Annotated in this window: 13 protein-coding genes; all 13 read left to right on the forward strand. The window is 45.2% G+C overall.

Going from position 1 to position 12894, the window contains the following annotated elements; all coding sequences use genetic code 11:
* Positions 1–380: 380 nt before the first annotated feature.
* The 13 genes from Q0171_RS08415 to hisG all read left to right on the forward strand — a co-directional run bounded on the left by Q0171_RS08415 (position 381) and on the right by hisG (position 12877).
* Complete coding sequence (locus Q0171_RS08415; protein ID WP_299328956.1) at positions 381–1964, forward strand: inorganic phosphate transporter; 1584 nt, start codon at positions 381–383, stop codon at positions 1962–1964.
* A 65-nt stretch (positions 1965–2029) separates the two neighbouring features.
* Positions 2030–3340, forward strand: a complete 1311-nt coding sequence (locus tag Q0171_RS08420) for a hemolysin family protein (RefSeq protein WP_299329038.1) — start codon at positions 2030–2032, stop codon at positions 3338–3340.
* Positions 3341–3347: 7 nt separating this feature from the next.
* Positions 3348–4025 carry a 5-formyltetrahydrofolate cyclo-ligase gene (locus Q0171_RS08425; protein ID WP_299328959.1) on the forward strand — a complete coding sequence of 226 codons (678 nt, stop codon included), beginning with the start codon at positions 3348–3350 and terminating at the stop codon, positions 4023–4025.
* Positions 3955–5526 (forward strand): ribonuclease Y, encoded by a 1572-nt coding sequence (gene rny / locus Q0171_RS08430; RefSeq protein WP_299328962.1) that lies wholly within the window; start codon positions 3955–3957, stop codon positions 5524–5526. The genes Q0171_RS08425 and rny overlap by 71 nt, the downstream gene beginning before the upstream one ends.
* 80 nt (positions 5527–5606) lie before the next feature.
* The gene (locus Q0171_RS08435) at positions 5607–6317 is read left to right on the forward strand and encodes a hypothetical protein (protein ID WP_299328964.1); all 711 of its coding nucleotides are present in this window, start codon (positions 5607–5609) and stop codon (positions 6315–6317) included.
* Between the two features lie 8 nt (positions 6318–6325).
* On the forward strand, positions 6326–7255 hold the full coding sequence (gene ftsY, locus Q0171_RS08440; RefSeq protein ID WP_299328967.1) for a signal recognition particle-docking protein FtsY: 930 nt from the start codon (positions 6326–6328) through the stop codon (positions 7253–7255).
* The gene (gene radA / locus Q0171_RS08445) at positions 7255–8598 is read left to right on the forward strand and encodes a DNA repair protein RadA (RefSeq protein WP_299328970.1); all 1344 of its coding nucleotides are present in this window, start codon (positions 7255–7257) and stop codon (positions 8596–8598) included. Before ftsY ends, radA begins: the two co-directional genes overlap by 1 nt.
* 50 nt (positions 8599–8648) lie before the next feature.
* Positions 8649–9134 (forward strand): transcription elongation factor GreA, encoded by a 486-nt coding sequence (gene greA, locus Q0171_RS08450; protein WP_299328972.1) that lies wholly within the window; start codon positions 8649–8651, stop codon positions 9132–9134.
* A 61-nt stretch (positions 9135–9195) separates the two neighbouring features.
* Positions 9196–9648 (forward strand): dUTP diphosphatase, encoded by a 453-nt coding sequence (dut, locus tag Q0171_RS08455; protein ID WP_299328974.1) that lies wholly within the window; start codon positions 9196–9198, stop codon positions 9646–9648.
* A gap of 56 nt (positions 9649–9704) precedes the next feature.
* Complete coding sequence (locus tag Q0171_RS08460) at positions 9705–10421, forward strand: hypothetical protein (RefSeq protein ID WP_299328975.1); 717 nt, start codon at positions 9705–9707, stop codon at positions 10419–10421.
* Between the two features lie 34 nt (positions 10422–10455).
* A complete protein-coding gene (locus tag Q0171_RS08465; protein ID WP_299328978.1) occupies positions 10456–11595 on the forward strand; it encodes a hypothetical protein in 1140 nt (379 codons plus the stop codon).
* A complete protein-coding gene (locus tag Q0171_RS08470) occupies positions 11595–12266 on the forward strand; it encodes a type III pantothenate kinase (protein WP_299328980.1) in 672 nt (223 codons plus the stop codon). Before Q0171_RS08465 ends, Q0171_RS08470 begins: the two co-directional genes overlap by 1 nt.
* Positions 12263–12877, forward strand: coding sequence for an ATP phosphoribosyltransferase (gene hisG, locus Q0171_RS08475; RefSeq protein WP_299328983.1), 615 nt, complete (start codon positions 12263–12265; stop codon positions 12875–12877). Before Q0171_RS08470 ends, hisG begins: the two co-directional genes overlap by 4 nt.
* Positions 12878–12894: the final 17 nt, after the last annotated feature.

Here is a 12894-nt window from a genome sequence, read left to right on the forward strand (position 1 = left end):
CTAGGGCTGGGGATTCATCTGTGAGTGTGTAAGTGATTTTCATTGTGTGTCCTTTGTGGTGGGGATTTGAAAGTGGATTCTAGTATAGCAAAAAACCTAACGCTTGCTCACAATGTGTAAAAAAAATTTTAAACTTTTTGCAACTTGTGGGCGGATATGTAGCATGGCTGACGATAGTGAGAGTTTTATGAGCTCGAGAATCTAGTGAGAGAATCCAAATTTGCAGGCTTTTTATGAGAATTTGAATGTCGCATTTTGTAAGTGTTACATTTTGGCATATGCTGTGTATTAGGTGTGATATTTTTATTGTTATTTAGGCGGTTTTTTACTAGGCTGGGTCCTAGGTCTCACAAAATCTAGCTCAAAGAGTGGTGCTACTTATGGACATCAAAGACATCAAAAAATTCCAGCAAAGCGTCAATACCAAAGACAATCAAATAGAGCGTATCAAGATTGGTGCGGTTGTTTTTTTTATGGTGATTATTGCAATCATTGCAATAAATTTTGGCTCAAGCACACAGCCGATTTTGCTCGCATTTGCTACGCTTGTGGGTGGCTATATGGCAATGAGCATTGGCGCGAATGATGTGGCAAACAATGTCGGTCCAGCAGTAGGTTCGCAAGCAATCACCCTTACTGGCGCTATTATCATCGCTGCTGTCTTTGAAGCTAGTGGAGCAATCCTTGCGGGTGGCGATGTCGTCAATACTATAAAATCTGACATCATCGATCCAAAAAAAATCAACGATTCCCAAGTCTTTCTCGCTGTCATGCTTGCTACGCTTATTTCTGGCGCGATTTGGGTGCATTTGGCTACAATTTTGCGCGCACCGGTTTCAACCACACATTCTATCGTTGGTGGGATTCTAGGGGCTGGGATTGCTGCGGGGGGCTTTAGCGTAGCCAATTGGGGAAAACTAGGTGCAATTGCCTCTAGTTGGGTGCTTTCTCCTGTGCTTGGTGGGGTGATTGCGGTGCTATTTTTGCTGTTTATCAAGCGCACGATTACTTACCAGCAGGATAAAAAGGAGGCGGCAAAAAAAATAGTTCCGCTGTTAATTTTTGTTATGCTCTGGGCGTTCGGTGCGTATCTCATGCTTAAAGGTCTCTCGAAGATCTACGCATTTAGTGGGTTGCAGGCAGGGGTAATTTCCTTTATTGTCGCGGCTATTGGCTATGTTATCATTACGCCTATCATTAGAAGAAAGGCTAATAGCCTAGAAAATACCAAAGAATCTATCAATACCCTTTTCACATTTCCACTAATTTTCTCCGCTGCGTTACTAAGCTTCGCGCATGGTGCAAATGATGTGGCAAATGCTATTGGACCGCTGGCTGCGATTCACCAGACGCTTTTAGATTCTACAGAATCTGGAGTGGCGCTTAAAGCACAAGTGCCATTTTGGATTATGTTTGTGGGTGGAGTGGGGATTTCACTGGGACTTGGGCTCTATGGACCAAGGCTTATCCGCACAGTGGGGAGTGAGATTACTGAGCTTGATAGAATGAGGGCATTTTGCATTGCAATGAGTGCAGCACTTACGGTGCTACTAGCCAGCGCACTTGGACTTCCTGTGAGTAGCACGCATATTGCTATTGGTGCGGTGATTGGGGTTGGATTTTTGCGCGAGTATATCAAGGGGCGCTATTTTGAGATGTGCGAGCAGATCATCAAGGCACATAAGGGCAAAGACCAAAAGACAATCCAGACATTTTTGAAAAATTTTGCCAGAGCAGGCGTCAAGCAAAAAAGTAAAATGCTAGAATCCCTTAAAGATCGCGCACAAGGCGATGAGTTTGAGTTAAGCAAAAAAGAGAAAAAAGAGCTTAAAAAATTTTATAAACACGAGCTTGTAAAGCGCAGTGAAATCAATCGTATTATCGCTTCTTGGATCATTACCGTGCCTGCTTCTGGACTACTTGGTGCATTGGCGTTTTATGTGATTCAACAAGTTTTAGGATAAATGTGCTATACTCCTAGCCTTTACTTTCAAGGAGTCAAATTTTGGACCCATATCACTCGGTCATAATGCTACTTCTTGCATTATTTTTTGTTCTACTCAATGCCTTTTTTGTTGTTGCGGAATTTGCGATTGTCAAGGTGCGCCGATCTAAGCTTGAAGAGCTATCCAAGACTAACAACACTGCCAAGCTCACTCTCTCTATTACCAAAAAGCTAGATTCTTATCTTAGTGCCACGCAGCTTGGGATTACACTAAGCTCGCTTGCTTTGGGGTGGATTGGCGAGCCAGCTCTTGCTAGGCTTATTGCTATTCCTTTTGGCAATATCTTATCTCAAGACTCCCTGACTATTCTAAGTGTTGTTGTCGCTTTTACGATTATTACGCTATTTCATGTCGTGCTAGGCGAGATTGTGCCAAAGTCTATTGCGATTGCCAAAACTGAAAAATCAGCGTTGCTCATCTCTTATCCGCTGTATTATTTTTCCATCATTTTCTACCCCATTATCGTGCTGTTTGATAAGCTTGCGAATTTTGTCTTGCGGCGCATTGGAATCCAGCCAGCCAGCGAGGAAGAAAATGCTCATTCCGAAGAGGAATTAAAGATTATCGTAGGTGAGAGTCTCAAGGGCGGTTTCATCGACTCGCTGGAAGGCGAAATTATCAAAAATGCCGTGGATTTCTCCGAAACAATCGCAAAAGAAATTATGACGCCGCGTAAAGATATGGTCTGCCTCTATGCAGAGAAAAGCTACGAGGAGAATCTCGCTATTGTTACGCAGACAAATTTCACGCGCTACCCATACTGCAATGGCAATAAAGACAATATCCTAGGCATGATCCATATTCGCGATTTACTCATCAGTAGTGTAGGGCAGAGTAAAGGCACAAGTCCTTGCACTCCAATCCCCCTAGAGCAAATTGTGCGGAAGATGATTATTGTCCCAGAGACAGCCAGAATCGTGGAGATTCTCAAATCCATGAATAAAGAGCAAATTCACACTGCGCTTATTATTGATGAATACGGTGGCACCGCTGGGATTCTTACCATGGAGGATATTATCGAGGAGGTCATGGGCGATATTACAGACGAGCATGACTTGAAAAACCAAGAATTTACACAGATTGGCGCTGATGTATATGAGCTTGATGGGATCTTAGATCTTGAGAGTGTCGAGGAGCTTATGAGCGTGCATTTCGATGAGGAATGTGAGCAGGTTACTATAGGGGGTTATGTGTTTAGTTTGCTTGGGAGATTGCCAGAGGTTGGTGATGTCGTGCGCGATGAGATTTTAGAATTTAGCGTGCTAGCCATGGACGGCGCGAGAATCAAACGCCTAAAGGTGCAAAAAATCACCAAAATCACACAAGAAGCATGACTCTCTCATGGGTGCTTGTGGCTTGGCGATATATCCGCTCTCTGCTCACAAGAAAAAGGATTTTGATTCTAAGCAGTCGTTGCGCTCCTATGCTCGATCGCTAGGCACATGCCATTGTTTTTATGCTAATCGCGCGCTTTGTGCCTATTTAGAGTCTCTCATCGCCCATCGTGGCTTTAAGCGTATCGCACTATTTTATCCCATGCGCCATGAGCCAAATATTCTTCCTTTGCTTAAAAAGCTCAAAAAATCAAAAAACATACAGATTTTTCTCCCTGCTATGCGAGGTCTTAAGGTAAAAATGCTACCATATCGACTGCCTTTAGTGCGTAATCATTTTGGGATTTACGAGCCTAGTGGCTCTGGATATGTGTATCAGCAGGTAGATTTTGTCCTTATCCCAAGTCTTGGGATAGATATTGTATTTGGTCGTATAGGCATGGGAAAAGGCGTGTATGATCGAAGCTTTGCTTCCAAGTCCAAATTACCATATCGCGCATTTGTCAGTCAAAATCTACTTATCGCAAACAATCACATAACGCAAGAGTTTGACATCAATGCACATGAATACATTAGCTATACAGCAGTAGTAAAAAATATACGGGGTTTTTATAATGTGGATTCTCATCGCAGGGTTTTTAGGGTTCGGGCTTCTTGTCGGGCTAGGCGTTTATCTAGCGTGTAGGAAGTTTTTTGCCCTAGATTCTAGTCATATTATCGAGCGCGCAAAAGCAAAAGCCCAGGCAATCGAGCTTGAAGCACAGAATCTTTTGCACAAAAAGCAGCTTGAACTAAAAGACGCCGAGCTCTCCTTGCAGCAGCAGTTTAAAGAAAAAGAACGCACTTTGCATGAATCTTATACCAAGAAGCTGCATGCAATCGAGCGTAGGGAGCAAAATCTCCAAGACAAGCTTGCTTGTGAGCTCTCTGCTTTGGAGCAGCAAAAATCCCGCATGAAGCAAGAGCATAATGAGCTTCTCTTGCAAAAAGAAGAGCAGCTAAAAGCCACTAAACGCTACTATACGCTCATCGAAGAGCTAAACCACACGCTAAGCCACTACACAGGGCTTACCAAACAAGAGGCTAAAGATATTTTGCTCCATAATCTTGAGCATGAACTCATCGATGAGAAAGCACACCTTATCCGCCGCTACGAGAAGGAAACTCGCGAGCAAGCTCAAAAAGCAGCCAATTATATTCTCGCTCAAGCTGTTACGCGCTATGTTGGAGAGTTTGCCGCGGAGCGACTTATCAGCGTGCTAACCCTGCCAGATGACGAGATGAAAGGGCGGATCATTGGCAAAGAAGGGCGCAATATTAAAGCACTAGAGATGATTAGCGGGGTGGATATTATCATTGATGATACGCCTGCGACGATTATCTTAAGTAGTTTCAATCTCTATCGACGCGCCATAGCACTAAAGACGCTTAATATTCTCATCGAAGATGGCAGAATCCACCCAGCTAGAATCGAAGAAGTCTATACACGCGTGGAAGAGCAAATGGAGCAAGAGATTCTCGAAGATGGGAAAAATGTGATTATTGATTTGGGAATTGATTTTCCACACCCTGATATTATTAAGCTTATTGGCAAGCTTCGCTACCGAGCAAGCTATGGGCAAAATGCGCTAGGACACTCTATCCAGACAGCAAATCTTGCTGGTATTATTGCTGCCCAGCTTGGCGGTGATGAGAAACTTGCCAAGCGTGCGGGGCTACTGCATGATATTGGCAAAGCACTTACAATCGATCAAGGTGGTGGGAATCATGTCCTACTAGGTGCCGAAGTGTGCAAGCGCTACAAAGAGCACCCCGTGGTCATCAATGCAATCATGTCCCATCATGGCAATGAAGCCTTTGAGAGTGTGGAAGCAGCAGCGGTGTGCGCCGCTGATACGCTCTCTGCTGCGCGACCTGGAGCGAGACGCGATGTGCTCGAGAGCTTTCTTAATAGAATGCAAGATTTAGAGCAGATTGCCACGCAAAAGCTAGGCGTAAAACAGGCTTATGCAATCAATGCTGGACGCGAGCTTAGGGTTATCGCGCGCGCAGATATTATCAGTGATTCACAAAGTATTGTGCTGGCTAAAGAAATCGCTCAAGAGATTGAAGCCACCCTAAACTACCCAGGCGAGGTGAAAGTCAGCGTGATACGCGAAGTGCGTGCGGTGGAGTTTGCGCATTAGCACAATCAAGAATACCCCAAATATACCTGTAATGCACTCCAAAAGGGCAGGGCAATCATATCTATCATAAAGGAGAATCTATGTTGGCTAGAATCTATAAGGCTATTGGTGTTTGCGTGCTGCTTATGGCGGGAGCATTTTATGCTGGGTGTTCTGGTAGCGGTGGCGCGTCCAAAGAGTATAGCTTTGAATCCAGCGACACGAGCTACACCATAATACACCAAGAGGGGGATAAACTCATTGTTAAAGCTGGAGGTAAAGAGTTGGATTCCGCGGTGTTGCTAGTGTTTTTGGCGCAGGATTGTGCGGAGTGTGAGGCGTATTATGAGCATTTAAACCACCTGCAAGCAAGCGAGAAGGATTTTAAGATTTTGGGTGTGTTTGATAGCAAGCTTAGTGATAAAACCATGCTAAAAGAATTTGCTCAAACTCACAATATCACATTCCCGCTGCTGCATAGCACTTCTAGCAATTCACTGCTAGAAAGCCTGCTGCAAACCAAGCGCATGCGCGTAAATGGGCTGCTACAATCCGGTGCCCAAGATTCTGGCATGAAAGACTCCGCCACAGAATCTAGCGAATCCAAAGATTCTGTGGCAGGTTCTGCCCAAGAGCCTAGCCCAGAATCTAGCGCGCAATCTATTGGAGATGCTGTAGCCCCTGTGGTAGATGTTGGCGTTACTCTGCCATATTTTGTGCTCTATGACAATGAGCATTTGTTTTATCAAGATTATGAGGGGATTGTGCCAGAGGAGATATTTTCTAGTGATATCGCCCAGATTCTGCAGTAGGGGTATTCATGCTACATTATCTTGCTAAAACCGCCCAGAATCTCGCCTCTATCTTTGGTGATAAAAGCGATAGGATCGACAAGCCTGCGCTAGAAGAGCTGCTTATCGAGGCAGATATCGACTATGATCTCATCGAGCTTATGCTAGAAAATCTCCCCAAATATCCAAGCAGAGCCCAGCTTGGCGAGCAGCTTTCAAGACTTTTTGACTCGCTAGATTCTGGCTCTAGTAGTTTGGAGCCTATTATCACAAGCTCGCCAGAATCTAAACCTCCTACCATTGATCTCATCATCGGGGTCAATGGTGCGGGGAAAACGACTACCATAGCTAAGCTTGCTAGATTCTACCTTGATCGTGGAGAGAGTGTGCTGCTGGGGGCTGGGGATACATTCCGCGCTGCAGCCATTGAGCAGCTAAAACTCTGGGCGCAAAAGCTCCAAATCCCAATCATCGCCACTCAGCAAGGCAGCGACCCAAGTGCGTTGGCTTTTGATGCGATCCAATCTGGGCTTGCTCGTAGTATGCAGCATATTATTATCGATACTGCAGGGAGACTGCATAACCAAGAGAATCTAAAAAAAGAGCTCGAGAAAATCGATCGTGTTTGTGCCAAAGCTATCCAAAGTCCAGAAGCTATGCAAACTATAAGCCCCAAACCCCAAGCACATTTGCGTAAGATTCTAGTCCTTGATGGCACACAAGGCTCATCTGCGCTAAGTCAAGCCAAAGTCTTTAGCCAAAGCGTAGCGGTTGATGGCGTGATTGTAACTAAGCTTGATGGCACGAGTAAAGGCGGCGTAATCCTAAGCATCGCACATAGCTTGCAGATACCGATTCTTTTTCTAGGGGTGGGTGAGCGTGAGGGGGATTTTATCCCTTTTGATAGAGAGACATATATTCAAGGCTTGCTTGATTGTCTGTTTATAAATGAGCGCTAATGGCAAAAAAGCACCAAGTCTTTGAGTGTCAGCATTGTGGGTATAGCACAGCAAAATGGCTAGGAAAATGCCCAGAATGCGGGAGCTGGGATAGCTTCATCGAGCTTAGTGAAAGTCAAAAGCAGATTCTAAAGCAAGCAAACTCCACTAGCCATATGCAAGAGCCCCGTGCGATCACGCAGGTATGCACTGAACAGCATGTATTTTTTAGCTCACATCAAGAGGAGTTTGATATTGTGCTAGGTGGCGGGCTCGTGCCTGGCGGGCTTTATCTTATTGGCGGGAGTCCTGGTGTGGGGAAATCCACTCTTTTGCTTAAGGTTGCTGGCGATCTAGCTAGCACTGGAGCAGAGATACTCTATGTTAGTGGAGAAGAGAGTGCGGGGCAGATTCGGTTGCGTGCCGAACGGCTAGGCGCGCTAAGCGATACACTCTATCTACTAAATGAAATCAATCTTGATTCTATTAAGCAGATTTTGCTCATGCATAGCTATCGTCTTTGTGTGATAGATTCTATCCAGACGCTCTATGCGCCAAATGTCTCTTCTGCACCCGGTTCCGTCTCACAGGTGCGCGAGATTACATTTGAGCTTATGCGTTTGGCTAAAGAGCGCAATATCACAATCGCAATTATTGGACACATCACTAAAGAAGGCTCGATCGCTGGACCTCGAGTGCTGGAGCATATGGTGGATTGCGTGTTGTATTTCGAGGGCGATCCAAGCAAAGAGCTTCGTATCCTGCGTGGGTTTAAAAACCGCTTTGGGACGACGAGCGAGATAGGGATTTTTGAGATGAGCAGTGCAGGGCTACATAGTGCAAAAAACGCTTCTAAGCTCTTTTTTCAAAAGCGTGCAAGCGCGGTTGGCAGTGCAGTGAGTGTGATTTTAGAAGGGTCTCGGGCGTTGGTGATTGAGATCCAAGCGTTGGTGAGTGAGAGCTATGGGAATCCACGCAGGCAAAGCACTGGGTTTGAAGCAAATCGCTTGAATATGCTCCTAGCACTCTTGGAGCGTAAGCTCGAACTCCCACTTGGGCGCTATGATGTGTTTATCAATGTGGCTGGTGGGATTAAAATCAACGAGCCAAGCGCGGATCTCTGTGTGCTAGCTTGCATTATCTCAAGTTTCCGTAATCGCGCATTAAGTGCGAGCACAGCATTTATTGGTGAAGTGTCGTTGGTGGGCGATATCCGCGAGGTAAGCAATGTCGATGTGCGGCTAAAAGAGCTGCAGAGCTATGGATTTGAGCGCGTGGTGTTAGCCAAGCAGCCTAAGAGTAAATTTCCTGGCATGAAGTGCTTTGCTGCAGATGAAGTAAGCAAGATTTTGGAGTGGATGTAAAATCCCTGTAAGCGAATTTTTGGTATGATAGTGCCTTTTAGGAGCGAGAAATGGAACCAATCAGTCAATATGGCTATGATAAGCTCACCCAAGAGCTAAAGCAGCTAAAAGAAGTCGAGCGCCCACATATCGTGCGCGAAATCGACATCGCCAGAGAGCATGGGGATTTGAAAGAAAATGCCGAATACCACGCAGCTAAAGAGCGTCAGCTCTTTATCGATGCAAGGATTAAAGACCTAAGCCAGATGCTCGCAAACGCCCAAGTCATCGATCCATCAATTCTCCCGCATGACAAAGTGAGCTTTGGCAGCACGATTGAAATTATTGATCTAGATACAGAAAAACGCCATGTTTATACGATTGTAGGGAGTATCGAGAGCGATACTTCAAAGGGCAGAATCTCCTATGGTTCGCCTATTGCCAAAGCGCTTATTGGTAAGCAAGAGGGCGATGAAATCTCTGTAGCCTTGCCGCGTGGAGAGTGCGAGTTTGAAATTGTCAAAATCTACTACAAGCCTATTGATTTTGAAAGCTAGATTGGCTTTGGCAGGCATGTATGAATCTACAGAATCCACAACCGAAGTTTAAGGGCACATCATGCAAATAGCACAGGTAACTATGAAACTCCAAAAGCTCGATTCTCGTGCTATTATCCCACGATACCAGAGTGCTGGGGCATCTGGGTTTGATTTCCACGCACTAGAAGCCACTACGATCCCAGCAGGCGATGTGGGGGTGGTGCGCACTGGGCTTGCCATGGAATTAGCACAGGGGCTAGAGCTGCAAATCCGCCCACGCAGCGGTCTAGCGGTAAAATCCAAAATCTCTGTGCTAAACACGCCTGGCACGATTGATAGCGACTATCGTGGGGAAATCATGGTGATTTTGATCAATCATGGTAAAAGTGATTTTACTATCCAAGCAGGCGATAGGATCGCGCAAGGTGTGGTGGCGCAAGTGTGTCAAGTGTGCTTTGAAGTGTGCCTGGAGGAGGGCGAGCTTAGCCCAAGTGAGCGCGGGACAAAGGGCTTTGGCTCAAGCGGCGTGTAAGCGTGCAATGATTTGACTAATCAAATCTGCAGAATTTATATCAACAAAGGGATTTCATGGCAAAAAAGACAGATGATAAACAAAGTGTGAAAAGCGACGCGATTTTACAAGGCATCAAGCAGGAATTTGAGCAAGATGAAAAAATCCTAGAGAGTGCATTTCGTCTTGAACGCCTAGTAAAAAAATACAAATACTATCTCATTGCACTTGTGGTGCTTATTGTCGCTTGGGTTGGCTATAGATCAGTCTATGGTGTTATGACAGAGAACAAAGCCCAAAAGATAAGCGCGCTCTATACAGAGCTTACGCAAAATCCAGACAATACCCTGCTCCAGGACCAGCTCCAAGCAGAATCTAAAGGGCTTTATGATCTCTATACGCTTATGCGGATAGATTTGGCACAAGAGGGTGCAGAGACTCACTTGAAAGAGCTTGTGGATTCTCCAAATCCACTTGTAAGAGAGCTTGCTACCTATGAGCTAGCTAGTCTTAAGCAGGAGAATCTCTCGCAAGTTAGCGGGGTGATGGCGGATTTTGCTAAAATCCAGCAAGCCTATCTCTACCTAAGCAAGAACCAAATCCCAGAGGCACGCAAAGAGCTAGAATCCATTGGCTTAGATTCTGCGCTCTATGGGATTGCCTCACAGATGAAGCACTATGGGATTACAAAATATCCTCTTGAAAGCGCGCTTGATCTAAAGGAAGTAGGACAAGAAATGCCAAGTAAAGAAGCACAAAATAACGCTAGCAAGCCAGACGCCCAGGCGCAATAACACAGCAGGCAATTATTCACTAGGGGAGAGCAAGATGGGAAGCATGATACGCCAAAGAAAGCTAGGGCAGATTCTGCTTTGTGTCGCAAGTGGCGCGCTATTTGGCTTTATGTTTTTGTTTATGCTAACTGGCTGTGGATCCAAAAAGTTCTACACTCCAGCAAATATCCAAAGTGATGTGATTTTTGAGCGCATGCTTCCAGCGTCCATAGTCTCAAGCGATCGCTATGGTGCCATGCTAAAAGATGACACGATTATCACTAAGCACGGCTTATTGCCTAAGCATGAGAAGCTTCCTAAAAATGCGCGATTTCTACGGGAGTCTGGAGGGTTTTATGTGTTTGCCAAGGGCTGTGAGAGCTTGAAGCTTGTGCGCACAAGTTTGATTGATGAGAGTGCGTTTTCGCAAGCCACCTGCAGCGTCAAAGAACAAAATACCGCTTGCGGTGAAGATGAGATAGAGATTCCCGTAAGCACCTGCGCATTAAGCGCGAGCATAAAAGACAACCTGCTTGCCATCATTGGTAATGACAACTCTGCTACGATTATCGATATCAACACCAAAGCCCAGAAATTCTCGCAAAAAGGCTCCTCGGTGCTAGCGGTCAATGAGCTAATTGCTGCACCACTTTTCCTAGAATCTCTTGTAGTGTTCCCTACGCTTGATGGGCGGTTGCTTGTAGTGAGTAGTAAAACTTTCTCCCCAGAGCGCAATATCATCATCTCAAGTGATAAATTTTTCAACAATGTGATTTTCCTCGAGGGCGATGAGGATAGGATTTTTGCCGCTACGCCCAAAAAGCTTATAAGCATTGTCGCTGGACAGGAGTTTAGCCATCTTGCTTCGATTAAAGATGTGCGGTTTTATAAAGGCTTTGTCTATATGCTAAGTCTTGATGGACTTTTAGCCCAGTTTGACCACACGCTGCGCGTTGTTAATAGCGAGAAATTCCCCTATGCTAAGCTTGAGGGCATGAGCATGATGGGCAATATGCTTTATACATTTGAAAGCCATGGTGGCTATATTATCACGCTGAATCTCACGGACTTTAGCCACAAAGTCTATCGCATGCAAGATAGCTTCGGTCGCGTCCCGGCAAATAAGCTTAATTTCTACAGCGGTGATATTTTCTACTACGATCGATACTATGTTGATTTAAACGGACTGCGCTAATGCTGCTATGCGATATTGGTAATACGCATTTTCATTTCTGGGAAAATGGCAAGATTTCCCATATTCTTCCAAAATCCTTACATAAAAAGATGTTTGATCAAGAGATTTACTATATCAGTGTGAATGCAGCACACGAAAAACTGCTAAACAAGCTGTTTAAAACTACTTATGACCTAGAGTCTATTATCCACCTACCTACGCGTTATCGTGGGCTTGGCGTGGATAGAAAAGCTGCTTGTCTATGCGTAAGCGATGGTGTGATTGTAGATGTGGGGAGTGCGATTACCATTGATGTGATGAGCGGCGGGGAGCACCAGGGTGGCTATATTTTGCCTGGGTTTAATGAAATGCTCGCCTCTTATACTAGGATCTCCCCGGCGTTGCAGGGGCATATCAATTTTGGGCTTGAGCCAAATGTTCTGCCCAGCAATACCAAAGACGCAATCGCTTATGGTGTGCTAAAAAGCACTATTCTCACTATCCAAAACACAATCGGCACGAAAAAGGCGTATTTCACAGGAGGTGATGGCAAATATCTCGCAAAGTTTTTCGCCCAGGCGATTTATGATGAGACGCTTGTTTTTCGTGGTATGCGTATCTCTATCGAGCGTGCTTTGCAGAAACGACGCCAACAGCAAGGCATACAGAGCCAGACAAAGGAGCGGGCATGATTGCAATCGCACTGCCAAAAGGTAGAATCGCAAAGGATACTTTGCAAGTTTTTTCACAGGTGTTTGGGGAGGAGTTTTGTTTTGATGATAGGAAGCTGGTGCTGGAGAAGCATGGGTTTCGTTTCATGCTTGTGCGCTCACAAGATGTCGCTACCTATGTGTATCATCAAGCGGCAGATATTGGCGTTGTCGGGCTTGATGTGCTGCAAGAGCAGCCGTGCAGTGTTATGCGGCTACTTGATCTTGGGATTGGCAAATGTCGTGTAATCGTGGGCGAGCATAGGGATACGCCCATTGACTACTTAAAGCCTAAAATCAAAATCGCCACAAAAATGCCAAATATCACGCTAAAGCACTTTTTGCAAAAGGCTATTCCCATAGAAATCATTAAACTCTATGGCTCTATTGAGCTTGCACCCATCGTAGGGCTGGCAGATGGGATTGTCGATATTGTCGAGACAGGCGATACGATGCGGCAAAATAATCTCATTGAAGTCGAGACAATCTTGCACTCCAGCGCTCATCTAATCGCCAATACCAATAGCTTCTATGAAAAAAAATCCCAAATCCTACATCTTTGCGCTCTTATAGAAAAGCAGCTGAAGCTTTAGATTCTGGCTGCTTTTTG

It is taken from the genome of uncultured Helicobacter sp., assembly GCF_937906905.1.
In the GTDB taxonomy this organism is placed as follows: Bacteria; Campylobacterota; Campylobacteria; order Campylobacterales; family Helicobacteraceae; genus Helicobacter_B.